Consider the following 24,326-nt stretch of genomic DNA (forward strand, 5'->3'; position numbering starts at 1 on the left):
TTGCGCTTGCGCCGCGCCGCCTCTACCTGTTGCACATGGCCCATCACGCCGCTTGCGATCACGATCACGACCACAATGGCGTCGCCGGACCGGCCCTGGAGGCCGAGCTGGCTGCGGCAGAGGCCCGCTGCGCGGCCGCCGAGCAGCGCCTGACCGCGCCGCGTCGCCGGGTTCTGGAACTGCTACTGCAGGCCGGACAGCCGGTAAAGGCCTATGACCTGATCTCGGCCTTTGCCGTCAATGGCCCGCCGGCCAAGCCGCCGACCATCTATCGCGCGCTCGATTTCCTGGAAAAACAGGGCTTTGCCCACCGGATCGAGAGCCTCAACGCCTATGTCGCCTGCCGCAAGGAGGCCGACGGCCACGCCGCTGCCTTCCTGATCTGCGACTGCTGCGGCGCGACCCGCGAGATCGAGCCCAAGGCCAGCGCCGAGATCATCGCCGCCGGGGCCGCCGCCGGCTACGCCCTGACCGGCGTCACCATCGAGGCGCACGGGCTGTGCGCGGATTGCCGGGGCTGACGATGGATGCTCCCCCTCAGGGGGAGCTGTCGCGGAGCGACTGAGGGGGCAGCGCAAGCCTAGGCGATGTTGAACGCCATCTGGACGAGCGCCTCGCCGCCCCCTCCGGCCCTTTGGGCCACCTCCCCCAAAAGGGGAGGATCTACGCGATCCGCCCTAGCGCGCCGGGCAGGAACCCATCTAGACTCTCGAACACCTGTTCAAGCTCCCGGAACCCGCCGCCATGACGACCGCTGAGACCCTGCCCGGCGTCGAGATCTGGCGCGGAGGGGTGAATACCTGGGACTGCGACGAGATGGGGCACATGAACGTGCGCCACTATGTCGTGCGGGCCATGGAGGGTCTGGCGGGCATGGCGGCCGAGCTGGGCCTGCCCCACGCCTTTACCCCCTATGCCAACGCCACCCTGCTGGTGAAGGAACACCACATCCGCTTCCTGCGCGAGGCCCATGCCGGGGCCACCCTGCACATGCTGGGCGGGGTGATCGAGATGGGTGAGAGCGAGGCGAAGATCCTGCAGCTGCTGGTCCACTCGGCCACCGGCGAGCTGGCCGCCACCTTCCAGACCACCGTGGTCCACGCCACCCCGCGCGAGGGCGAGGCCTTCCCCTGGCCGCAGGTGGCCCGTGACCGCGCCGCCGCCCTGGCCGTCGAGGTTCCCGAAAAGGCCCGAGCCCGGAGCCTCGACCTGTCGCCGTTCGAGACCACGGCCAGTCTGGAGCGCGCCAAAACGCTGGGCCTGACCCGCATCGGCCTCGGCGCCCTGTCACCGGCCGAGTGCGACGTGTTTGGCCGCATGCGCACCGAGCAGTTCATCGGCCGGGTGTCGGACGGCATCGGCAGCTTCATCGGCCCGTTCCGCGACACGGTGGTGGCGCATAGCGACTATTCGCCGGCCCGGGTCGGCGGGGCGGTGCTGGAATATCGCATGGTCTATCTGGCCTGGCCGCGCACGGGCGACCGCATCGAGCTGCGCTCGGGCCTGATCGGCAGCGATCCGCGTACCCTGCACGTCGCTCACTGGATGCTCGACCCCGCCACCGGCCAGGCCTGGGGCACCTCCGAAGCCAAGGCCATCACCTTCGACCTCGACGCCCGCAAGGTGGTCCCGATCACCCCGGCGGCGCAGGACGCGCTGAAGGCATTCGGCGTGGACGGGTTGGGACTTTAGGGGGGGGCTGCGGGGGCGGTTTGTGGGCGACGTTCGAAGCAGACATTCCCTCACGCCACAAACTCTTGTCATCCCGGCCGTACCCCGGCGAAAGCCGGGGGGAGAGCCGGGACCCAGGGGCAACCGCGTTGCGCAGGCTCTTGGCACCCCGGTCGGCCACGCTGCCCGCATGACGAGTTGGCCCCTGACATGTCAGCCGTTCAGGGTCAGATAGAGGTCCAGCCACTGCGGATTGTCCGCCTCTATCAGCTGAAGCTTCCAGGCCCTTCGCCATCGTTTGAGAGCTTTCTCACGACGGATCGCGTCTCCGACATCCTGGAAACCTTCATAGTAGACGAGTCTTGCGACGCCGTATTTTCGCGTGAAGCCGCTGGGCGAACCTTCCCGGTGCTCCCAGACCCGTCGCGACAGGTCGTTGGTCACGCCGACGTAAAGGGTCCCGTTGCGCTGACTGGCCAGGATGTAGACGAAGTATTCTTTGGGCACATCGCAACCATAAGATGCAATCAATCTCCTGTCACCTCGGAACGTCATCGTGGGTGCCAAGAGCTGCCGCAACGCGGTTGCCCCTGGGTCCCGGCTCTTCGCGTCGCTACGGCCGGGATGACAAGATTTTTTGCGCGAGACGGAGGTCCAAGACGCGAGCCTTTTGAAGTCACTCTCAGGGCCGCTTACGGAAACTGGGACCTATCCGAGAGTCAGGCCGTGCCCCTTTTCCCTTTGGACGAGGGACTTGGAATCCGCTCGGGCGGGCCCTTCCCTCTGCAGCCAATCTGAACCCGACAGCGCCACGCCCACGAGGCCCAGAGCTGCAGTCTGCGAGCGCCTAGCGACCCGCGCCCGCCAGGGCCGCAGCGATCTGGCGGCTGAGGGCGTCGGTCATCAGCGGTTTCTCGACGACGGACGCCTGCCGGCCCCACCGGGCGGGGACGCTCAGGTCTGGACGCCCCGACAGCAGCACCACGGGCGTCCCGCTCACCTGTGCCCACTGCGAGAGTTTCGGGTCCTGGCAGGCCTCGTCGACGACGAAACAGGCCGGTGATCGGCAGTCCGGGCAGCCCAGGAGAGCCTCGGCCGCGCCGAAGACGCTGACCCGGTAGCCCTCGGTCTCCAGGCAGAAGCGCAGGGCCTCGCGCAGGGCCTCGTCCTCGTCGAGCACAACGATCAGGGGATGCCGGGCGCTATCGGCGTCAGAAGGGCTGGATGGACCGCACATGGACCACATCCCAGCACGCTTGGCGCGCCGCCGCCTTGATCCATCGCAAACCGAGCGAAAGCGGCCTCCGCAGCCGCGCTTACGTAAGGCCCCTTAGGCGTCGCCCCCGAATTTACCGCGCCCCTCGCGCGTTCCAGAACAGTAACCAACGAGGGACCCGCTCATGCTTTCGCCGCTCCGCCAGACCGACACCCAGCCCACCACCGCGCCGTTCGGCTTTACCGGCCCTTGCCTGCGCCATGCGCGCGACGAGGAGATCTTCGGCGAAGGCGAGACCGCCGACTATGTCTATCAGGTGATCTCGGGCGCAGTGCGCACCTTTCGCATCCTGCGCGACGGGCGCCGGCAGATCGACGAGTTCCACTTTGCCGGCGACTATTTCGGCATTGAGGCTGGTGACCTGCACCGGGTAACCGCTGAGGCCATGACCGACTCCAGCGTTCGGATGGTGCGGCGCGGAACGCTCAGCGACCTGGCCGGCCAGCGCGGCGACGTGGCCCAGGCCATCTTCCGCCTGACGGTGGAAGGCCTGCAGCGCAGTCAGGACCACGTGCTGATGCTGGGCCGCAAATCGGCCTGCGAGCGGGTGGCCGGCCTGCTGGTCGACCTGGTCGATCGCACCGGGGCCCGAGGTGAACTGGACGTGCCGATGTCGCGCCAGGACATGGCCGACTATCTGGGCCTGACCATCGAGACGGTGTCGCGCACCCTGACCCAACTTCAGGTCGACGGTGTGATCGCCATCCCCACCACGCGCCACATCATCCTGCGCGACCTGGCGGCGCTGCGCCGCCTGCATGACTAGAGCGCGTTCCGAAAAGTGGGAATCGGTTTTCGGAATGAAACGCGCGTGAAAACAAAAGACTAGAGTGCCTCAGCCGCCGCTTTCGTCGTTGCGTTCCAGGCCCGCCAGGGTGGCCTCTTCCTGGGCGTCGGCGTCGTCGCTGACCTTTTTCAGGGTGCTGTTGCGCAGGGCATAGACCAGCATGGCCAGCAGGATCACGGCGTTGAGGACGAACGGGCCCCAGCCGATCTGCTGGTAGAGCAGCACAAACAGCGGCGCGACCACGACATTGAGGCCGTTGATCGCGGCGATGGCCCCGGCCGCTCCGGCCTGGTCCTTGGCACCCACCGACAGCGAGGCCCCGGCCGTGAAGCCCGGGCGCGCAAAGCCATAGCCCAGACTGGCGATGGCATAGCCGATGGCCACGGCCGCATAGTCGGGCGCGAAGGCCACCACCACATTGCCCAGGGCCGCCGCCGCCACGCCCCAGCGCATCAGCTCGCGCGGGCCCATCGAGAACATGCGGATAAAGCCCCACTGGGCCAGCAGCCCGGCCACCGCGCCAGCCGCCATGGCCAGGGTGATGAACCCCTGGGCCTGGACCGGCGGCAGGCCCAGCTTGTCGATGATCAGAAAGCCCAGGGTCTGGGTCTGGGCCGTCTGGCACGAGGCGACCAGGAAACCGAAGATCAGGAAGGGCTTGAGGCGCGGGTCCTTCCAAAGGTTGACGCCGTCGCCCCTGAGCGAAAAAGCCATGCGCCGCCGGGGCGGTGTTTCGCCGCGATTGGGCTTGAAGGTCTCGGGCAGGCCGCGCTGGACCACGATCATCATGGCCCCGGCCAGGGCGGCGAAGGCGAACATCGGTCCCGCCAGGCCCACGCCGGGCAGCACGAACAGCGGGGCCATCAAGGGTCCCACCACCGTGCCCAGGCCAAAGGCCCCGGCCAGGGTGGCCATGGTCTGGGTGCGCTCCTCGCGGCTGGTGCGCTCGGCCATATAGGCCTGGGTCGCCGGATTGGCCGCCGATCCCAGCAGGCCAAACAGCGCCCGCGCCAGCAGGAACAGCACGAAGATCACCATCGGCGGCGCCAGATGATGCAGCCCCGCACTGACCACGAAGGCGCACAGGGTCATCGACAGGCAGAACCCGCCCAGGCCCAGCAGGATCAGCGGCTTGCGCCCGCGCAGATCGGACTGGCGCGCCCAGAACGGTGAGCTGATCGCCCACAAGACGGCCGACAGCGAGAAGATCGCCGCGACCATGGCGTCGGGAATGCCGATCTGGCGACCGATGGTGGGCAGGACCGACAGCATGCCGGTATTGCCCAGGGCCGTGGCGACGGACACCGCGAACAGGATCGCGAAAGCGCGCCGGTCTATCCGGCTTTCTGGAGCTGCGGTCGACATCAAACAACTGTTAGGCCGGTCGTCGCGTGCACGCAACCGAGCCGAACACCCGGCGCGGGAACGTTGGCTTAAGCATTAATCGCCATGATGCGGCATCAAATTTCGAGGTCGGCCTCACGTCATGTTCCAGATCATCGGCATCGTCCTGCTGTTCGCCCTGGTGTTCGGCAGCTACATCATCTCCGGCGGCAAGATGGACGTGATCATGCACGCCGCGCCGCACGAACTGATGGCCATCGGCGGTGCCGGCGTGGCCGCCTACCTGATCTCCAACTCGATGACGGTCATCAAGGGCACCGGCGGCGCGTTCGGCAAGATCTTCGGCGGCCCCAAGTGGAAGGCGGCCGACTATCGCGACCTGCTCAGCCTGCTGTTCCTGCTGACCAAGACCATGAAGTCCAAGGGCGTGATCGCCCTGGAAAGCCACATCGAAAAGCCGCACGAAAGCTCGATCTTCTCGCGCTACCCCAAGATCGCCAAGGACCACTTCGCCGTCGACTTCATCTGCGACACCCTGCGCATGATGACCATGAACCTGGAAGATCCCCACCAGGTGGAAGACGCGATGGAGAAGCAGCTCGAAAAGCACCACCACGAAGCCCATGGCCCGGCCCACGCCCTGACCAACCTGTCGGACGGCCTGCCCGCCCTGGGCATCGTCGCCGCCGTTCTGGGGGTCATCAAGACCATGGGCTCGATCACCGAGCCGCCGGCCGTTCTGGGCGGCATGATCGGCGGCGCGCTGGTCGGTACCTTCATGGGCGTGTTCATGGCCTATGGTCTGGTCGGCCCGATGGCCACCCGCCTGGGCGCCGTGATCGACGAGGATCACGCCTTCTACAAGATCATCCAGGCGGTTCTGGTCGCCCACCTGCACGGCAACGCCGCCCAGATCAGCGTCGAGATCGGTCGCGGCAATGTGCCCAGCACGGCCCAGCCCAGCTTCCTGGAACTGGAGCAGACCCTGCAGGCCATCCCCAACGACGCTTGATCCCTGGGCCATCGCCCTTGAGCGCCAACCTGTCGCCGATGTAATCACGGACGCGTGAACTGACGCTTGCGTGGCTGTTGAAACCGGTATTCCCTCACGGCTCAACGAAGCGCCCCGCAAGGCCAGGGTGCTTCACCGACATCAGCCGCAAGGGATTTCCCATGAACACCGCTGTTCTTCGCAAGCTTCTCATCGCAGGCGTGGCCGTGTCGGCCCTCTCGCTGGTCGCCTGCGGCAAGAAGGATGAAGGGGCCGACGCCTCGACCGCCGCCGCCGAAGCCGCCGCCGCCGGCGCCAGCACGGTGACTGACGCCGCCGCCGCCCAGGACCAGGCCACCGCCGACGCCAACAAGGCCGCCGCCGACGCTGCTGCGGCCCCGGCTGACGAGGGCGACACCGTGGCCGCCACCGGCGCGACCTCGGCCGAGGCCCCCGCCGCCGCCAAGCCCGCCGAAACCCCGCCGGCCGCAGCCCATGACAAGCCCGCCGCGCACTGAGGGTTCGTCTTTCCCACACGACGAAGGGCCGCCTGCAAGGGCGGCCCTTTTTCGTTGAGGCCAGGCGGCTATTTCCGCAGGGCCCCTTTCGCCGAACACCGTGCGCCGGCATCTCGACGTTTGCCCCCGCGAAGGTGATAGTCGATGCTCGAAGCGGGCGAGGGGAACAGGATCATGCGCAGATCGATGCTGGCCATGACAACGGCCGTGGCCCTGATGGTGCCCATCGCCGTGGCGGACGCCACCACCCTGACCCTGACGATGATCGCCAGCCTGCAGATCTGCGGTCGCGTCGATGCTGTCGGCGACGTGCAGCCGACCGCTGACATGGTGATGGTCGATGGCTTTGGGACCGGCGGCTTCAAGGCCGACACCACCAACCCACAGGCCCAGGCCTGGTTCGACCATGGGGTGCGCCTGCGCTGGGCGTTCGAGCATTCCGAATCCGTGCGCGCCTTTCGCAAGGCGCGGCAGCTTGACCCGCAATGCGGCGCCTGCGCCTGGGGCGAGGCCTGGGCGATCGGGCCCAACCTGAACGGCGGCGGCTATGACCCGGCGTCCGTCGCCACCGGCCTGAAGGCGGCGCGTGAGGCCAAGACCCTGTCGGCCGACGCCACCCCCTTGCAGCGCCAGCTGATCGACGCCCTGATCCAGCGCTATTCCGGTCGTGAAAAGAGCCGGAGCAAGCGCTTCGCCAAGGCCATGGACCGCATCTCGCGGGAAAATCCCGATGACGTGGGCGTGTCCAACATCACCGCCGACGCCTGGATGCTGCAGGTCGAGGACGAGTGGTGGAGGGACGGCAAGGCCACGGATCCAGGCGTCACCCGGGCCATGGACCTGCTGGAGCACGCCCTGAGCGTGCAGCCGAACGACACCGGCGCCATCCACCTCTACATCCACCTTACAGAATGGTCGGACGACCCGCACCGCGCCCTGGCCTATGGCGAGCGGCTGGCCAAGCTGGCGCCGGGGGCCAGCCATCTGGTCCACATGCCCTCGCACACCTTCTACCGCGTGGGCCGCTATCGCGACGCGATGCTGTCCAATGTCGAGGCTGTTGGGCTGGACCGGCGCTATGACCGTCTGGCCAGCCCGCCGGGCGGGATCAAGGCCATGCGGCTGCACGCCCACAACATCCATTTCGGCATGGGCGGGGCGCTGATGGCCGGCGGGGCCAAGGATGGCCTAGCCCTGGCCGACTGGTATCGCGAGACCTATCCCAATCTCTATGCCGCGCCGGGTGCCGACGACGACACCATGGTGGTCTATCGCCAGATCATGGCCGCCGACGCCTATGCGCTCTACGGCCGGTTCGGCTCGGCCGCCCAGGTCGCCGCCCTGGCGGAGCCCGACGCCGGCCGGCCGCTGATGCGGGTGGGCTGGCGCTATGCCCGGGGCGAGGAAGCCGCGCGCCGGGGCGACGCCGCCGCCGTGCGGGCTGAAGCCAAGGCCATCGACGCGCTGATCGTCGAAGACAAATTCGCCGGTGCGATGGCAGAGCGGCAAAGGGATTTCGCCAAACTGTTCCGCAAGGTGCTGGAGGGCCGCGCCGCCATGCTGGAGGGTGATCCCGCTGCGGCCAGGGCCGCCTATGGCGAGGCGGCTGCGATCCAGGCCAAGCATCCGGAAGGCGGCGATCCGCCGCTGATCTGGTATCCCACCCGCCGCAGCCTGGCCGCCGCCATGCTGGCTTCGGGCGACGCCGCCGGGGCCAAGGCCAAGATCGAGGCCCTGTTGAAGGACTGGCCAAACGACCCCTACAGCTACTTCGTCCTGTCCCGGGCCGAAGCGGCCCTGGGTAACGCGGCCGCAGCGGCGGACGCCGCCAAAAGGTCGAAAGCCGAATGGATCGGCGGCGCAATGAGCCTGAACGCCGCCTAAAGCGCACTGTTCAAAAGCGTGGACAGCCTCGCCTCTGATTGACAGCCCCCCCGCCGTCGGGGCTCTAAGCGGGCCATGACTCCGCCCGCCTCCGCCGATGAGCCTGACGACGCCTCGCCCCTGATCTGGACGCAGGACGGCCTGCCGCGCTCGAAGCTGTATGGCGACGTCTATTTCTCCAGCGCCGATGGCCTGGCAGAGACGCAAGCAGTGTTCCTGGCGGGCTGCCATCTGCCGGAGGCCTTCGCCGGTCGCGAGCATTTCGTGGTCGGCGAGTTGGGTTTCGGCACCGGGCTGAACATCGCCGCCCTGCTGGACCTGTGGCGGCGCGAGGCCCCGCCGACGGCGCGGCTGCACATCTTCTCTATCGAGGCCCACCCGATCACGCGGGAAGACGCTGCCCGCGCCCTGGCCGTCTGGCCGCAACTGGGCGAGGCGGCCCAGGCTCTGCTGGACGCCTGGCCCGGCCAAGCGCGGGGCTTTCACCGGGTGGACCTCCCCGCCTTCCGCGCCACCCTGGACGTGGCGGTGATGCAGGCGGCCGACGCGCTGGCGGGTTGGGACGGCGCGGCCGACGCCTGGTTCCTGGACGGCTTCTCCCCGGCCCTCAATCCGGCCATGTGGTCGGAAGAGATTCTGGCCGCCGTCGCCGCGCGCTCGGCCCCCGGGGCGCGGGCGGCCACCTTCACCGTGGCCGGGGCCGTACGACGCGGCCTGCAGGCGGCGGGCTTCGAGATTGCCAAGCAGCCCGGCTTTGGCCGCAAGAAGCAGAGGCTGGAGGCCTGGCTGCCCAGCGCGCGGGTCGAAACGCGGCGTCCCGCCAGCCTGGCCATCATCGGCGGCGGGATCGCGGCAGCGTGCCTGGCCCGGGCCGCACGGGCCCAGGGGCTGAGCGCGACGATCTTCGACGACGGCCAGGCCCCGGCCTCGGCCAATCCCGCCGCCCTGGTCACCCCGGCGCTGGACGCCGGCGGCGGCCCGCGCGCCGCCCTGCCCGCCCAGGCCTTCGCCCGCGCGACGGCCCTTTATGAAACCCTGCCCGACGCCATTGTGGCGCGCGGTGCCTTGCAACTGGCCCTCGATGCCAAGGTAGAGGGCCGCTTTGCCGCCGTCGCGCAGCAGGACCTGTTCGAGCCGGGTGCCATGGTCCTGCTGGAGCCCGAGGCAGTATCGGCGGCGCTGGGCGAGCCGGCCGGCGCAGCCCTGGCCATGGAGAGCGGCCTGGTGGTCGAGCCCGCCGCCGTACTGGCCGCCTGGCGCGGCGAGGTCGTCGCGGCCGACGTGGCGCGTCTTGACCGCGACGAAGCGGGCTGGCGGTTGCTGGACGCCGACGGCACCCTGATCGCCCGCGCCGACGCCGTGGTGCTGGCGGCCGGGGCTCGTCTCGACACCCTCGCGCCGCAGATCGACTGGCGCCCCGTACGCGGCCAGGCCAGCTGGACCACGCTGGAGGGGACGCCGGTCGCCCCGGCCGCCTTTGGCGGTTACAGCGTGCCCACCCGCGACGGCGTGCTGTTTGGGGCCACCCATGATCGCGGCGACCGCCAGAGCGACACGCGCGCGGCCGACCATCAGCGCAATCTTCAGGCCCTGGCCCAGGGCCGGCCCGAACTGGCGGCGAGGCTGGAAGGCCTGGCCGTCAGCGGCCGCGCCGCCGTGCGCGCCACCACCGCCGACCACCTGCCCCTGGCCGGCGCTTTGGAGGCGGGCCTGTTCATGCTGGGCGGTTTGGGCGGGCGCGGCTTTTGCCTGGCGCCGCTGCTGGCCGAGCATGTGGTGGCGCAGATCCTGAACCTGCCCTCGCCCCTGCCTCTGGGCCTGTCCTATCTTGTGCGGACCGAGCGCTTTGACTCGCGCCGACCGCACGCGGATGGTTCGGCCACGACCTTGTGAGCTGAGGCCGACGCGAAAAAGGGGCCCGGTCTTGCGACCGGGTCCCTCTCTTCAGAGCGCTGTTTCGATCTTTAGAAGTTGATCGAGATCGCCGAGCGGCGGTTCAGCGGTTCCTTGACGCCATCGCCGGTAGCGACGGCTGGAGCGCTTTCGCCCTTCCAGTCGACCACCAGGCTGGTGGCGGCGACGCCCATCCCGACCAGACCGTCAGCGACGGCCTTGCCGCGACGTTCCGACAGGCGGGCATTGTAGCGGTCCGAACCCGACGTGTCGGTGTGACCCGTCACGGTGATCTTGGTCGCGCCGCCGCTCTTGGCGTAGTCGGCGGCCTGCTGGACCACGGCCTGGGCTTCCGGCGTCAGGATCGACTGATCGAACGGGAAGTAGACCACGAACTCGCGCGCCTCATAGGCGACCGGAGCCGGGGGCGGCGGGGGCGGCGGGGGCGGCGCGGGCGGAGCCGGGGGCGGCGGCGGGGGAGGAGGAGGCGCCGGCGGGGCCGGCGGCAGTGGCGGCGAACCGAAGGTGTAGCGCAGGCCCAGGGTCACCGAAGCGTCCTCGTACTTGCCTTCGAACGTGCCGACATCGGTGACCGAACCGCCGGCGGGGCCGACGTTCTGGGTCAGCGAGCCCCACTTCAGGTCCTTGGTGGCCAGGTAGCGGCCGGTCAGGTCCAGGCTCCAGTTGGGCGACATTTCCCAGGCGACGCCCAGCAGGCCCTGATAGGCGAAGGCCTGGTCGGTGTCGTCGAAGCTGGTGTTCTGATACGGCGCGGCACCGGCGGGCACGCCGCTGAGCTGGCCATAGACCTTGTTGTGGACCCAGGCCGAACCGGCACCCACGCCGATGAACGGGCGGATGGTTGCGTCGGGCATGAAGTCATAGATCAGGTTGGCCATCGCGGTGGTGGCCGTCATCTCGCCCACCGGTTCGCCACAGGCGGGGTTGGCCGCCGTCCGGATCGGCCCGGCGGTGCACAGGCCCAGAGGCTGTGCACCAGACTCGCCGCGCACCGACGTGATGTCGGAACCGCGATAGCCGTACTCGCCTTCGACGCGCCAGTTGGGGCTGAAGCGATAGCCCAGACGACCAAAGGCCGCCCAGTCTTCTTCGCTCGAAACCGTCCAGTCATAGCCGGCCGACGAGGTGGCCTTGATGTCCTTGGGCATGTGGTAGCCAGCGTCACCGGCGACGTACCAACCGCTCGTGGCGCTTTGGGCCGAAGCGCCTGAGGCCGCGCACAGCGCAACCACCGCGACGCCGGCCAGCAATTGGAATCTCATGGTTTGCACCCTTTTGTGGAATTGTCCTGGACCCGACACAGCGAACCCAAGACGGCAAACGCGCTGAACTCGAATATGGGTGTGGCCAAAGAGCAACAAGGCGGTTCGATCTGTAGCAAATCGCAGATGGCGGTTCTGAAAGCGCTCAAAATCCGGACCAGGCCGGGCCTCATCGGGGCACAACCCGAACCTGATCCTTTACAACCCAAGAGCGGCGATTCAGCCTCACCGCGGCCGAATCGGAGAACGTTGTCTTTTGCGCGCCGTGAGCACCAACCGGCTGGCCTCGTTGGCGGCCCAGGCCCTGACCGCTGCCGGGGCCAGCCTGGCCATGGCCCAGCGCCGGGTGGCGACCGGTCTGCGCGTGGCCACCGCCAAGGACGACGGCGCCGTGTGGGGCATGGCGCGCATGATGCGGGCCGAGACCGATAGCTGGCGAGTGGCCAATGACAGCCTGTCGCGCGGCGGCTCGATGCTCGAGGTGGCCGCGGCCGGGACCGAACGCATCGTCGATCTGCTGGGCAAGGCGCGGGAGAAGGCCGTAGCCTTCCGTGACCCATCCCTGGGCACGTTCGCTCGCGCCGCGCTTCGCGCCGACATCCAGGCCCTGATCGCCCAGGTCGACCAGGCCGCCCTGCTGGCCGAGTTCGACGGCCGCAAGCCGCTGGCCGACAAGCTGGTCCAGACCACCGTGATCCAGACCCAAACGGCCTATTCCGGCGCCCCGTTAAATGCGCCTCTTACGCCGGCCTCTCTGGCCGCCAACCTGCCCAGCACCTCGGGCGGGGCCTCGTCCACCTTCGTGCGCGACGGCGGAACCAACCCCGGCCGGCTGGACCTGTATCTCGACGCCTATAGCGCGCCGGACGTTCTGGAAATCTGGCAGGGCGGCACGCGGGTCGCCGCCACCGGTCAGGCCTATGTCCCCGGCGGCGCGGCCGTGGGACCGGGCGCGGCGGTGTCAGGCCAGCAAATCGTCAGCTTCGACTACAATCCTGCCAGCGGCCAATCACTGGAGTTTCGCTTCAATGAGGGCGTCAACGCCTCGGGCTCGGTGTGGAACGTGGGCGGGGTGGCGTTGCTGAACCTGGGCGCGCCCGTCCCTTCCCTGACCACCACCAGCACTCCCGTGACGGTCACAAGCTCTTCGGCCACCAGCTACGACTTCGTCAGCGGTGCGGCGGGCGAGATCGAGTCGGTGGCCGCCCGCCCCCTCACCGTGGAGGCCCTGGGCCTCAACCAGATCGACTGGAATGACCCCGCGCCCTTGCTGGGCCTGATCGACTCCGCCCTGGCCACGACCCTGGACGCAGGCGCCTATTTCGGCGAACGCCAGAACGCCCTGGCCCAGATCCGCGACCAGAACAGCAACCTGGCCGACACGCTAGAAGCCGGCGTGGGCAATCTGGTGGACGCCGACCTGGCCAAGGACTCGGCCACGCTCGAGGCCGCCCGGATCCGGACCGAACTGGCAACCCAGTCCCTCGGCCTGGCCAATGGGCAAGCGAACTGGCTGCTGACCCTGTTTCGCCCCCGCGCCTGACCGGGCGAGACCCTCGACAACCTTGGGACGACCTTTACTGCGCTATGCCCCTCCCCGACCGGCCAAAGACCCTGTAGCCTTGCCATCCGGACAGGCCGCGAAGGAAAACGACCCCCATGCCGTTGGTCATCGGCGACGCCGCGCCGTTCTTTCGCGCCGCCACCCCCGCCAATCCCGACTACGCCTTCGATTCCGTGGCGGGCCGCTATGTGGTGCTGGCCTTTTATCCCAGCCACGACATGGCCGCCGCCGTGGCGATCTCGGCCGCCGTCCAGGCCCATCGCCCGCTGTTCGATGACGAGAAGGTGACCTTCTTCGGCGTGCTGCGCAGCGAGACCGTCATTCGCGGCGCCCAGAACAGCACGCCGGGCGTGCGCTGGTTCCTGGATCCCGGTCGCGAGGTCTCGCGCCTCTACGGCATGGAAGCCCCCAACGGCAGCGAGCTGACCGGCTGGCTGGTGCTGGATCCCATGCTGCGGGTCATCGCCATCGCACCGCTGGAACACACCCCGCGCATCATGCAGCTGCTGGGCAGCCTGCCCCCCGTCGACGACCATGCCGGCGCCACGCTGTTCGCGCCCGTACTGCTGCTGCCCCGGGTGTTCGACCGCGACCTGTGCGCCCGACTGATCCAGGCCTATGACACGGGCCTGCAGGAGCCCTCGGGCTTCATGCGCGAGATCGACGGGCGCACGGTGGGCGTCTTCGACAGCGCCAACAAGCGGCGCACCGACCATGTGATCGAGGACGGCCCGTTGCGCGCCGAGGTCCGCGCCTGCGTCACCCGCCGCCTGATTCCCCAGATCCAGCGGGCCTTCAGCTTCAAGGCCACCCGCATGGAGCGCTATATCGTCGCCTGCTATGACGGGGCCGAAGGTGGCTTCTTCCGGCCCCACCGCGACGACATGTCCAAAGGCACCGACCACCGCCGCTTCGCCGTGACCATCAACCTCAATACCGAGGACTATGAGGGCGGCGATCTGGTGTTCCCCGAATTTGGCAGCCGCACCTATCGCGCGCCCACGGGCGGGGCCGTGGTGTTCTCGTGCAGCCTGCTGCACGCCGCCGAGCCGGTGACCGCCGGCAAGCGTTACGCCTTCCTGCCGTTTCTCTATGACGAAGCCGCCGCCCAGCTGCGTGAGCAGCACGCCCGGTTTCTGGAACCCGACAAGGCCGACTATCGCGCGGCGACGGCCCAGCTCGCCGAGGCGGCAGAGGTCAAACCCGCCACGTCCTGACCCAGCGAGGCTTTCGCGGGCGACGAATCCGTCAACGACTGGATCTTGGCGGCGCCCCGGGACTTCAGCTTCCCCCGCCCGGACGCTGAAATCAGCGTCGCGCCTGGACAAGCCACACGGCCGCCGGCATCTCGACCCCCTGAGGCGTCTGGAAACGCTCCAGGACGGCGCGGACGGCATCGCCGACCACAGCCGCTAGCTGTGGCTCCGCCCGCAAGGCCGAGCCCAGCGGGCCGACCTGAAAGGTCAGCCTGAGCGTATCCGCGATCGATGCCCCGCCGATCAGCGCGTCGAAGGGATCGATTGTCACATCGTCATAGCCGGCGCTCGTGAGGATCGACCTGACGCGCTGCGGATCGGCGAAGGCGAAGGGACCGGGCGCGGCGGGGTCGGACGCCGGCATCGGCGGCAGGAACGGCTGAGCTGCCTCCATGGGAGCCCGCATCCAGAGGTTCTCCGCATAGGGCCGCCAGCAGACAAAGGCCAGCCGGCCGCCGGGCTTGAGCGCGGTACGAAGGTTGGCGAAGGCTGCGGCCGGATCGCTGAAGAACATCACGCCGAACCGCGAGAACACCGCATCAAAGACGCCCTCGCCCAGATCGGCGGTCTGGGCGTCAGTTCGGATAAATTCTGGCCGCGCGGCACCCTGGGGAATTTCACGCCGCACAGCCACGTCCAGCATCGGCTCGGAGATGTCGACACCGGTCACATGGCCTTCGGGCCCGACCCGGGCTGCAAGATCCAGGGTGGTCTGTCCGCAACCACAACCGACATCCAGGACCCGCTCGCCGGCCTGGGGGGCGAGCACGCGCAGGGCCTCCAGCCCCAGAGGCGCGATCTGCCGATCCAGTTGCTCCTGGAACTGCGCCCAGGTCCGGCCAACCGTCGTATTCCAATAGTCGATCTGGGCGGCGTTCGAAGGGGTCTCGGACACGATGGCTCCCGGGGCGATGCGCGCCGCTGGTTATGAGAGGGAAAGGATGTCGCTCAGGCGACGCGGGCCGAGCCCAGTTCGCACCAGCCCAGCGGCCTGGGTGCCTTGGGCATGTAAAAGGCCTCGGCGTCATCGACGACGAATCCAGCAGCGATGATCGCCGCGCCGACCGGGCGGGTCAGGCGGCAGCCGCCGGCCAGCGGTGTCCAGAACGGCTCGATCCGCCCCTGCCAGGCGGCCACCTTGGGATCGGGGGCCCGGCCATGCTCGCAAAAGAGAAACCGGCCATCAGGCTTGAGCACGCGGCGCGCCTGGGCAAGCACCGCTTGAGGGGTGTGCACCGAGCAAAGCGTGAAGGTGCAGACGACGGTGTCGAAGCTGTGGTCGTCAAACTCCAGTTGCTCGGCCTCGCCCGGCAGGACCATGACATTCAGGCCGTCAGGGCGCGGGGCCGCCAGGGCTCGAGCCCTCAGGCTTTCCGAGGGATCGACCCCGGTGACGCTGGTCACACGCGCCGGATCATAAAAGGCCAGATTCAGTCCGCCGCCGATCCCGAGTTCGAGAACCCGCCCTTGCGCCTGCGGCACGATCTTGGCGCGCTGCTTGGCGATCGCCCCCGCACCGCAGGCGCAACCGATGAACCGGGGCAGGATGTGGCGATCATAGAAGGACGTCATGACTGCTGTTTTCCCCGCCAGGTGACAAGTCGTAGGAGCTCCTCGACGGGGGTCAAGGTCCCGTGGTCACCGCTCCGCTCGTCAAAAGCCTGATCCAGCCTTAAGCCAACGGCCGTTGAGCCTGATCTGAGAGGGTCCAAATCTGAGAATACCCCGTCACCCCGGGACTTGTTCCCGGGGTGACGAGACATACAGAGCGCAAGGAGTCGAGCTCAGCGGCGCTTGGTCTCAGTGCCTACTGGCCCTGCAACAGCGCATCGAGCCGGTAGGACGAGACCGTCACCTCACCGCGCGCGGCGACCAGACCACTTTGCGCCTGCAGGGCCTCGCGTTCAGCGTCCAGGAGATCCAGCACGGGCTTCTGCCCCACCCGGACCTCATTGCGCACACTGTCCAGCGCACTGGCTGCGGCGGCCGCCTGATCGCTCGCCGCAAGCATGACCGCCCGCGCCGTGACGACATCGCCCCAGGCGCCGATCACAGCCTCCCGGACCTGAGCCTGCGCTGCATTCAGACCTGCTTGGGCAGCGCGAAGCTCCGCCCCGGCCTCATCGATGCGGCCGCTCACCGCGCCGCCCGAAAACAGCGTCCAGCGCCCTTGAACGCCGACGGTCACGCCATCGGCGCTGTAGCCGGGAAAGAACTGGTCGCGCGCCGTACTGGCGGTGGCGGTCAGGGCCAGGCTGGGCAACCGATCGGCGCGGGCGTAACGGACGCCTGCCAGCGCTGCGCGTTCTGCCGCCTGGGCGGCCAGCACCATCGGACTGGACCGAGCCGCCTGCGCCATGGCCTCATCGAGCGACGGGGGAGTCGCAGGGGGCGCGATCAAAGCCTCAAGCCCGTCCGGCTCAGCCCCGACGACCGAAACGAAATGGGCGCGGCTCCTGGCCAGCTGACCTTCGGCGCGCGCCAGACCCGCGCGGCTCTCGGCCTGGCGGGCCGTGGCCTGGTCAAGATCGGTCCTGGGGATCTCGCCGCCCTTGAAGCGCAATTGCGCCTGGCTGGTGATGGTCTCCATCTGGGCGAGTTGGGCCCCTGCCAGGGCCACCATGTCCTGGGCCGTCAAGACGCCGACATAGGCCGACGCGACCTCGACGCTCAGTGCGGCCGTTGCACCGCCGACCTGGGCCAGGGCTGCGGTCTTGCCCTCCCCGGCCTGATCGATCGCGGCGCTGACGCCACCGCCGGAGAACAACGGCTGACGCAGTTGCAGCGAGGCCGCGCGGGGCGAGACATCGCTCTGACCAAAGCCGAAGAAGCCGCCAAGATCGGTCGTTCCGCTGGCGCTTTCAGCCGACAGGGTCAGGCTGGGCAAGCGGCCGGCGCGCGCCTGGGCCAGCCGGGCTTGGGCCGCATCTGAACGGGCCCGTGCCTGGGCCAGATCGGGATTGGCGCGCCGCGCCAGGGCGATGGCCTCTGGCAGGCTCATGGCCGACGCGCCAGGCGGCGTGGCGATGCTGGCCAGCAAGGTCAGGGCGAGGGCGGCGCGCAGGCGGTTCACTGGAACGCGACCCCCGGCTTGACGCCGAGTTTCTTGAAGATCATCGCGGCCGGGCAAAAGCCGGTGAAGGCCGCCTGGATCATGTTGAGTCCGGCGAAGATCGACAGCGCGATCCACCAGGGATGGACGAACTGGGCCAGGGCGACGCCCAGCAAGACCACAAAGCCGGCAAAGGCCAGAACCATACGGTCGACGGTCATGATCAACCTCCTTCAGAGGCCGGGGTATTGGCCCGGGCCAGGGCCTGGTGCGTCCAGGCGACGATCTGTGCGGCGCTCATCAGTCCGGCGGACCGGGCGATAACGGCGCCGTCGCGATAGAGCAGCAGGGCGGGAATGCCCGAGACGCCCAGCGCCCCGGCCGCCTGCGGCTCGGCTTCGGAATTGAGCTTCAGCAGGCGCACGTCCGGCTCAAGTCGAGCGGCCGCAGCGGCGAACTGGGGAGCCATGGACCGGCAGGGCCCGCACCACGGCGCCCAGACATCGACGAGCACGGCGACGCCCCGGCTCTTGCCGGCATGGGCGGCCAGTTGCGCGCCGCTGACCTCGGTCGGAGCGCCGGAGAACAGGCGCTCGCCGCACCGTCCGCACTTGGCCGCCAGGGCGTTCCTGTCCTCCGGGGCGCGATTGGTCGCGCCGCAGGCGGGGCAAACAAGCTGCCGCATCATCGCGCCTTTCACCCTCAGGGCTTGATCTTGTGGATGCCCATCACGTCCAGGGCCAGCTTCTCGTAGAAGGGCTCGCTCTCGCCGCGTTTGACCTTGGCCAGGAAGTATTTTTCGAACCCGACCTTGGCCAGATGCACCCACTTGCCGCTGGCCGACCAGTTGACGTTGCGCGGCGGGATCTGGGGCTGGGCGATGAACACCACGCCGCCGTCGCCGAAATCGGCCAGGCAGATGGCGTTCCAGGTCGCCTCGTGGGTGGTGGGCTTGCCATCCAGGATCTCTTTGAAGTTCTGGGCGATGGCCGAGACCATGCTCTCGATCATGAAGCCGGTCTTGGGCACGCCCACAGGCACCGGCGTCTTGCCGGTTGGGGCTATGGCGACGCACACCCCCAGGGCCATGACATTGGGATAGGTCGGGTTGCGCTGGTGCTTGTCGACCAGGATGAAGCCGCGCGGATTGGTCAAACCGCTGATCCCGTGAACTGCGGCCACGCCGCGGAAGGCCGGCAGCATCATCGAATAGGAGAACGGCAGGTCGTGGGTCGCCTTGACGGCGCCGTCGTCGGCGATTTCCTCGACATGCATCATGCCGGCCTCGACCGAGGCGACCTTGGCGTTGGTGATCCACTTGATGTGCCGCTGGCGCATCTCGCTTTCCAGCAGGCCCTTGGTGTCGCCCACCCCGTCCAGGCCCAGATGGCCGATATAGGGCTCGGAGGTCACGAAGGTCATCGGCACGCGGTCGCGCACCTTGCGGCGGCGCAGTTCGGTGTCGAGGATCAGGGCGAACTCATAGGCCGGACCAAAGCAGGACGCGCCCTGCGCCGCGCCCACGACGATCGGGCCGGGGTTTTCGACGAAGCGGTCAAAGGCGCTCGCCGCCGTCTCGGCGTGATCGACGTGGCAGATCGACTGGGTGAAGCCGCCGTGCGGGCCAAGGCCGGGGATCTCGTCAAAGGCCAGCTCGGGCCCGGTGGCGATCACCAGATAGTCGTAGTCCAGCAGCCCGCCGTCGGTCAGTTCCAGCTGGTTGCGCTCAGGCATGACCTTGGCGGCACCCACGCCCCGGAAGGCGATGCCCTTCTTCTTGAACACCGGCGGCAGCTTGACCTCGATGGCCTCGCGCTTGCGCCAGTGAACCGCGACCCAGGGGTTTGAGGGCACGAAGTGGAAGGTGTCGCCCTGGGAGACCACCTCGACCACAGCCTTGTCGCCCACGGCCTGCTTGATCTCGAAGGCGGCGATGGCGCCGCCCAGTCCGGCACCCAGAATGACGATGCGTGGCCTGGTCATGATCCCGTTCCTTCAACGCCGCAGTTTGAAACCGAGACTGGGCCCGTTCCATCCGGCTCACTTTGATCAGGATCACATTCGCGCTCGCCCCTTGGGGATAGCGTCGCCCTGTCGATGCTTGACTTAATATTTGAAGAAACGCATATACGCAACTATAAATTTTAGCTCGATGCCCTGACGGCCCCTGCGGCGGTCGCCGGTGCGTTTTTTGAGGAGACTCCATGATGTTCGGATCCCCCAGGACCAAGGACCTCACCGCTGATCAGGTGAAGACCGCCCTCGACGCCCAGGAAATCCTGCTGGTCGATGTGCGCGAGCCGGCCGAGTTCGCCGCCGAGCGCATTCCCGGCGCGGTCAATGTTCCGCTTTCGAGCTTTGACCCCAAAACCCTGCCCGATGCCGGCGACAGGGCCGTTGTGTTCAGTTGCGGGTCGGGCAAGCGCTCGGCCACCGCCGTCGGCCACTGCCAGAAGGCCGGCCACGCGCTCGATACCCACCTGACCGGCGGCATCATGGCCTGGAAGGCCGCCGGCCTGCCGACCGTTCGATAGACGACACAGACATCACCTGGAGGGGACGCCATGACGGCGCGGCCATATCTGATCAGCGCCCTGGGCGCCGCCCTGCTGCTGGGCGCCTGCGGCGAGTCCCGGGAGGCTGCGGCACCGGCGGTCAAGACGGCACCGGCGGCCGATCGCCTGACGGTCCGGGCCCAGGTCGTCGCCGACATGAAGCCGGTCCCCGCCACCCTGACCACGCGCGACATGGCCGAGGCGCGGGCGCGGATCTCCGGAATCCTGATCGCGCTCAGCGTCAGGGAAGGTGATGTCGTCCGCCAGGGTCAGGTGATCGGTCGGATCAAGGATGACCGGCTGACCCTGCAGACCGGGGCGTTCGACGCCCAGGTGGCCGCCGCCGCCGCCGAGGCCGCCCGCGCCCAGGCCGATCTGGCCCGCACCCGCGACCTGTTCTCGCACGGGGTCTATGCCCAGGCCCGGTTGGACCAGGTCGAGGCCCAGGCCAAGGCCGCCAATGCCAATCTCAACGCCGCCCGCGCCCAGCGCGGAGCCAGCGCCGAGTTGGGCGCCCAGGGCGCGATCCTGGCGCCGGCCTCGGGGCGGGTTCTGCTGGCCGATGTGCCGGTCGGCTCGGTGGTCATGCCCGGCCAGTCGGTCGCCAGGATCACCGCCGGCCCACTAGTGGTGCGCATAGAACTGCCGGAAGGCCAGGCGCGCGCCCTCAAGGTCGGCGACACGGTTGATCTGGCGGCCGAGGACCTGCGCGGCGCGGCCGCGCGCGGAACCCTCACCCAGATCTATCCGTCGATCACCGGCGGTCAGGTCACCGCCGATGTCACCGCCCCCAACCTGCCCGGCGACCTGATCGGTCAGCGCGTGCGCGCCGCCGTCAAGATCGGCGAGCGTCAGGCGATCATCCTTCCCCGGCGCTATGTCGCTACCCGGTTTGGCGTCGACTACGCCCGGCTGGTCAGCGCCGACGGCGTGATCTCCGAAGCCCCGATCCAGACCCGCGCGGGTGCCACGGCCGACACGGTCGAGGTCCTGTCAGGCCTGCGTATCGGCGACGTCCTGACCCCGGCGGAGGCCGCCCGATGAACCTGGGTCTTTCGGGGCGCCTGACCAAGGCGTCGATCAAGTCACCCCTGACGCCGCTGATCCTGCTGGCGGCGATCGCCGTGGGCCTTCTGGCGCTGGTCTCGATCCCCCGCGAGGAGGAGCCGCAAATCAGCGTGCCCATGGTCGATATCATGGTCGCCGCGCCGGGCCTGCGCGCGCCCGACGCCATCGAACTGGTCGGCAAGCCGCTGGAGACCATCGTCAAGAGCGTGGCCGAGGTCGAGCACGTCTATACCTTCGCCGACGACAATCAGGTGATGGTCACGGCCCGCTTCAAGGTCGGGGTCGATCCCGACGCAGCGGCCGTGCGCATCCACGAGAAGATCCGCGCCAACTATGACCGCATCCCGGCCGGCATCGCCGAACCCCTGATCCAGACCCGGGGCATCAATGACGTGCCGAGCCTGGTCCTGACCCTGTCGCCCAAGCCCGGCGCGGCGGGCCAGTGGACCGATCAGGCGCTGTATGAGCTTGCGGGCAAGCTGCGCACCGAGGTCGCCAAGGTCGAGGATGTGGGCCTGACCTTCATCGTCGGCGGTCGGCCCGAGGAGATCCGCATCGCCCCCGATCCGGCCCGCCTGGCCCAGCACGGCGTCTCGCTGGCCGCCCTGATGGACACCGTGCGTCAGGCCACCCGCGCCTTTCCCGCCGGCCAGATTCGCGGCGGCGGCCAGGCGGTCGACGTCACGGCCGGCCGCAGCCTGACCAGCGCCGTGGATATCGGCCTGCTGGCCCTGCCTTCGGCCAGCGGCCAGGCGGTCTATGTCCGCGATGTCGCCGATGTGGCCCAGGGCCCGCGCGAGGATCAGGCCCGTGCCTGGCGCTATGCCCGCGCAGACGGCGTCTGGAGCCAGGCCCCCGCCGTCAGCCTGGCCATCGCCAAGCGCAAGGGCGCCAACGCCGTGGTCGTCTCCCAGGCCGTTCTGGCCCGCGTCGAGGCCCTGAAGGGCTCGCTGCTGCCGCAGGGCCTGGATGTGGCGGTGACCCGCGACTTTGGCGCCACGGCCAATGAAAAGGCCAATGAGCTGCTGTTTCACCTGGGTCTGGCCACCCTGTCGATCGTGGTGCTGATCGGTCTGGCCATCGGCTGGCGCGAGGCGGCGGTCACCGCCGTCGTCATCCCCACGACCATCCTGCTGACCCTCTTTGCGTCCAACCTGATGGGCTACACGATCAACCGGGTCAGCCTGTTCGCCCTGATCTTCTCGATCGGCATCCTGGTCGACGACGCCATCGTGATGATCGAGAACATCGCCCGCCACTGGGCCATGAACGATGGCCGCAGCCGGATCGACGCGGCGGTGGACGCCGTGGCCGAGGTGGGCAATCCCACCGTGGTCGCCACCCTGACCGTGGTTTCGGCCCTGCTGCCGATGCTGTTCGTCTCGGGCCTGATGGGCCCCTATATGGCCCCGATCCCGGTCAACGCCTCGGCGGCCATGGTGTTCTCGTTCTTCGTCGCGGTGGTCATCGCGCCCTGGCTGATGGTGCGCTTCGCCCGCAAGACGCTGACGGCCGAAGGCCATGCTCACGACGGCGAAGGTAAGCTGGGGGCGCTGTATCGCCAGGTCGCCGGGCGGGTGATCGCCACCCGCAGGAGCGCCTGGACCTTCCTGATCGGCGTCGGCCTGGCCACCCTGCTGGCTTGCGCCATGTTCGCCACCAAGACCGTGACCGTCAAACTGCTGCCGTTCGACAACAAGTCCGAGCTGCAGGTGGTGCTGGACATGCCGGAGGGAACCTCGCTGGAAGCCACCGCCCGCGCCCTGTCGGACGCCGCCGTGATCACCCGCACCCTGCCCGAGGTGACGGCGATCGACGCCTATGCGGGAACCGCCTCGCCGTTCAATTTCAACGGCCTGGTGCGCCACTACTATCTGCGCAATCGCCCCGACCAGGGCGACCTGTCGGTGTCGCTGGCCGAGAAGGGCGAGCGCAAGCGCTCCAGCCACGTCATCGCCCTGGACCTGCGCGAACGGCTGGCCAGGGTGGCCCTGCCGGCCGGCGCATCGATCAAGGTGGTCGAGGCCCCGCCCGGACCGCCGGTCATGGCCACCCTGCTGGCCGAGATCTACGGCCCCGACGCTGCGACCCGCCGCGCCGTGGCCGAGCGGGTCAAGGCCGCCTTCAAGTCTGTGCCCTACATCGTCGATATCGATGACAGCTACGGTCAAGCCCGCCCCGGCCTGCGCCTGGTTCCCGACCGCGACCGGTTGGAAGCCTTGAAGGTCGATGACCGGCAGGTGCTGGACTCGATCGGCGCGGCGTTCGGCGGACAGGTCGTGGGCTACGCCCATCGGGGCCAGGGTCGCGATCCGCTGGAAATCTCAGTGCGTCTGCCGCAGTCGGCGCGCAGCTGGGACGAGGGCCTGGCGGCCTTGCCAGTGGCCCAAAGTCAGGGCGGGCGCCTGGTGGCGCTGGGCGAGGTGGTCACCGCCACCCGGGAAGCCGGCTCGACCCATGTCTTCCGCCGCGACGGCCGCGACGTCGACATGATCATGGCCGAACTGGCCGGCGCCTATGAGGCCCCGATCTACGGCATGATGGCGGTCGACAAGGCGATCAAGGCCGCCGACTGGGGCGATCTGCCCAAGCCCGACATCCGCATGAACGGCCAGCCGACCGACGAGCGCAAGCCGACCCTGCTGTGGGACGGCGAGTGGGAGATCACCTGGGTGACCTTCCGCGACATGGGGGCGGCCTTCGGGGTGGCGATCCTTGGAATCTACGTGCTGGTCGTCGCCCAGTTCAAAAGCTTCCGCCTGCCGCTGGTGATCCTGACTCCGATCCCCCTGACCCTGGTGGGTATCGTCATCGGCCACATCCTGTTCAAGGCCCCATTCAGCGCCACCTCGATGATCGGCTTCATCGCCCTGGCCGGGATCATCGTGCGCAACTCGATCCTGCTGGTCGACTTCATCCGCCACAGCCAGACCGGCGACCGGCCGCTGCGTGAGGTGTTGCTGGAGGCCGGGGCCATTCGCTTCAAGCCGATCGTGCTCACGGCCCTGGCGGCCATGATCGGGGCGGCGGTGATCCTGTTCGACCCGATCTTCCAGGGCCTGGCGATCTCGCTGCTGTTTGGCCTGGCCTCGTCGACGGTGCTGACCGTTCTGGTCATCCCGGCCATCTATGTCGTCCTGCGCGATGACGAGCGCCCCCAAACGCTCAGGCAAGCCAGGTGACG

Annotated in this window: 22 protein-coding genes; 12 read left to right on the forward strand and 10 right to left on the reverse strand. The window is 68.6% G+C overall.

The features are described from left to right. The first annotated feature begins 35 nt into the window (after positions 1-35). Together ACW179_RS02475 and ACW179_RS02480 are read left to right on the forward strand one after the other, a co-directional pair. The gene (locus ACW179_RS02475) at positions 36-521 is read left to right on the forward strand and encodes a transcriptional repressor (RefSeq protein ID WP_492062630.1); all 486 of its coding nucleotides are present in this window, start codon (positions 36-38) and stop codon (positions 519-521) included. 223 nt (positions 522-744) lie between these two features. Beyond that, complete coding sequence (locus tag ACW179_RS02480; RefSeq protein WP_492062632.1) at positions 745-1,692, forward strand: thioesterase family protein; 948 nt, start codon at positions 745-747, stop codon at positions 1,690-1,692. Between the two features lie 192 nt (positions 1,693-1,884). On the opposite strand, the gene ACW179_RS02485 is transcribed toward ACW179_RS02480, so the two are convergent. Both ACW179_RS02485 and ACW179_RS02490 read right to left on the reverse strand, forming a co-directional pair. Further along, positions 1,885-2,178 (reverse strand): GIY-YIG nuclease family protein, encoded by a 294-nt coding sequence (locus ACW179_RS02485; RefSeq protein WP_492062634.1) that lies wholly within the window; start codon positions 2,176-2,178, stop codon positions 1,885-1,887. Positions 2,179-2,518: 340 nt separating this feature from the next. Continuing rightward, positions 2,519-2,908, reverse strand: a complete 390-nt coding sequence (locus ACW179_RS02490) for a response regulator transcription factor (protein WP_492062636.1) — start codon at positions 2,906-2,908, stop codon at positions 2,519-2,521. A gap of 163 nt (positions 2,909-3,071) precedes the next feature. On the opposite strand from ACW179_RS02490, the gene fixK reads away from it, so the two are divergent. Continuing rightward, entirely contained in the window at positions 3,072-3,713 is a 642-nt protein-coding gene (gene fixK, locus ACW179_RS02495) for a transcriptional regulator FixK (RefSeq protein ID WP_492062638.1), read from the forward strand. Between the two features lie 69 nt (positions 3,714-3,782). On the opposite strand, the gene ACW179_RS02500 is transcribed toward fixK, so the two are convergent. Next, the gene (locus tag ACW179_RS02500) at positions 3,783-5,099 is read right to left on the reverse strand and encodes an MFS transporter (protein ID WP_492062640.1); all 1,317 of its coding nucleotides are present in this window, start codon (positions 5,097-5,099) and stop codon (positions 3,783-3,785) included. A 121-nt stretch (positions 5,100-5,220) separates the two neighbouring features. On the opposite strand from ACW179_RS02500, the gene motA reads away from it, so the two are divergent. The 4 genes from motA to mnmC2 all read left to right on the forward strand — a co-directional run bounded on the left by motA (position 5,221) and on the right by mnmC2 (position 10,364). Next, entirely contained in the window at positions 5,221-6,090 is an 870-nt protein-coding gene (gene motA / locus ACW179_RS02505) for a flagellar motor stator protein MotA (protein WP_492062642.1), read from the forward strand. Positions 6,091-6,251: 161 nt separating this feature from the next. Next, entirely contained in the window at positions 6,252-6,587 is a 336-nt protein-coding gene (locus ACW179_RS02510) for a hypothetical protein (protein ID WP_492062644.1), read from the forward strand. A gap of 174 nt (positions 6,588-6,761) precedes the next feature. Further along, positions 6,762-8,471, forward strand: coding sequence for a hypothetical protein (locus ACW179_RS02515; RefSeq protein ID WP_492062645.1), 1,710 nt, complete (start codon positions 6,762-6,764; stop codon positions 8,469-8,471). A 75-nt stretch (positions 8,472-8,546) separates the two neighbouring features. Then, positions 8,547-10,364 (forward strand): tRNA (5-methylaminomethyl-2-thiouridine)(34)-methyltransferase MnmC2, encoded by a 1,818-nt coding sequence (gene mnmC2, locus ACW179_RS02520; protein WP_492062646.1) that lies wholly within the window; start codon positions 8,547-8,549, stop codon positions 10,362-10,364. Positions 10,365-10,435: 71 nt separating this feature from the next. Here the strand turns inward: mnmC2 and ACW179_RS02525 are convergent, their stop codons facing one another. After that, complete coding sequence (locus ACW179_RS02525) at positions 10,436-11,647, reverse strand: outer membrane beta-barrel protein (protein ID WP_492062647.1); 1,212 nt, start codon at positions 11,645-11,647, stop codon at positions 10,436-10,438. Between the two features lie 265 nt (positions 11,648-11,912). Between ACW179_RS02525 and ACW179_RS02530 the strand changes: the two genes are divergently transcribed. Then, positions 11,913-13,190, forward strand: coding sequence for a flagellin N-terminal helical domain-containing protein (locus ACW179_RS02530; protein ID WP_492064243.1), 1,278 nt, complete (start codon positions 11,913-11,915; stop codon positions 13,188-13,190). A 116-nt stretch (positions 13,191-13,306) separates the two neighbouring features. Then, positions 13,307-14,428 (forward strand): 2OG-Fe(II) oxygenase family protein, encoded by a 1,122-nt coding sequence (locus ACW179_RS02535; RefSeq protein ID WP_492062649.1) that lies wholly within the window; start codon positions 13,307-13,309, stop codon positions 14,426-14,428. A 91-nt stretch (positions 14,429-14,519) separates the two neighbouring features. Here the strand turns inward: ACW179_RS02535 and ACW179_RS02540 are convergent, their stop codons facing one another. From ACW179_RS02540 to ACW179_RS02565, 6 genes are all read right to left on the reverse strand, one after another. Further along, positions 14,520-15,362 carry a class I SAM-dependent methyltransferase gene (locus ACW179_RS02540; protein ID WP_492062651.1) on the reverse strand — a complete coding sequence of 281 codons (843 nt, stop codon included), beginning with the start codon at positions 15,360-15,362 and terminating at the stop codon, positions 14,520-14,522. A 53-nt stretch (positions 15,363-15,415) separates the two neighbouring features. After that, positions 15,416-16,039: a class I SAM-dependent methyltransferase gene (locus tag ACW179_RS02545; RefSeq protein WP_492062653.1), complete on the reverse strand. Its 624-nt coding sequence runs from the start codon at positions 16,037-16,039 to the stop codon at positions 15,416-15,418. A gap of 235 nt (positions 16,040-16,274) precedes the next feature. After that, a complete protein-coding gene (locus ACW179_RS02550; RefSeq protein ID WP_492062655.1) occupies positions 16,275-17,540 on the reverse strand; it encodes a TolC family outer membrane protein in 1,266 nt (421 codons plus the stop codon). Then, complete coding sequence (locus ACW179_RS02555) at positions 17,537-17,740, reverse strand: YgaP family membrane protein (protein ID WP_492062657.1); 204 nt, start codon at positions 17,738-17,740, stop codon at positions 17,537-17,539. The genes ACW179_RS02550 and ACW179_RS02555 overlap by 4 nt, the downstream gene beginning before the upstream one ends. A gap of 2 nt (positions 17,741-17,742) precedes the next feature. Next, positions 17,743-18,204: a thioredoxin domain-containing protein gene (locus tag ACW179_RS02560; RefSeq protein ID WP_492062659.1), complete on the reverse strand. Its 462-nt coding sequence runs from the start codon at positions 18,202-18,204 to the stop codon at positions 17,743-17,745. A 17-nt stretch (positions 18,205-18,221) separates the two neighbouring features. Next, positions 18,222-19,502, reverse strand: coding sequence for an NAD(P)/FAD-dependent oxidoreductase (locus ACW179_RS02565; protein ID WP_492062660.1), 1,281 nt, complete (start codon positions 19,500-19,502; stop codon positions 18,222-18,224). Positions 19,503-19,723: 221 nt separating this feature from the next. On the opposite strand from ACW179_RS02565, the gene ACW179_RS02570 reads away from it, so the two are divergent. From ACW179_RS02570 to ACW179_RS02580, 3 genes are read left to right on the forward strand one after another with little or no spacing between them, the layout of a single operon-like run. Beyond that, the gene (locus tag ACW179_RS02570; protein ID WP_492062662.1) at positions 19,724-20,053 is read left to right on the forward strand and encodes a rhodanese-like domain-containing protein; all 330 of its coding nucleotides are present in this window, start codon (positions 19,724-19,726) and stop codon (positions 20,051-20,053) included. Positions 20,054-20,083: 30 nt separating this feature from the next. Then, positions 20,084-21,118: an efflux RND transporter periplasmic adaptor subunit gene (locus tag ACW179_RS02575; protein WP_492062664.1), complete on the forward strand. Its 1,035-nt coding sequence runs from the start codon at positions 20,084-20,086 to the stop codon at positions 21,116-21,118. Continuing rightward, on the forward strand, positions 21,115-24,324 hold the full coding sequence (locus ACW179_RS02580; protein ID WP_492062665.1) for an efflux RND transporter permease subunit: 3,210 nt from the start codon (positions 21,115-21,117) through the stop codon (positions 24,322-24,324). The genes ACW179_RS02575 and ACW179_RS02580 overlap by 4 nt, the downstream gene beginning before the upstream one ends. The last annotated feature ends 2 nt before the right edge of the window (positions 24,325-24,326 follow it).

The sequence above is a fragment of the Caulobacter sp. AVps18 genome (assembly GCF_058681425.1).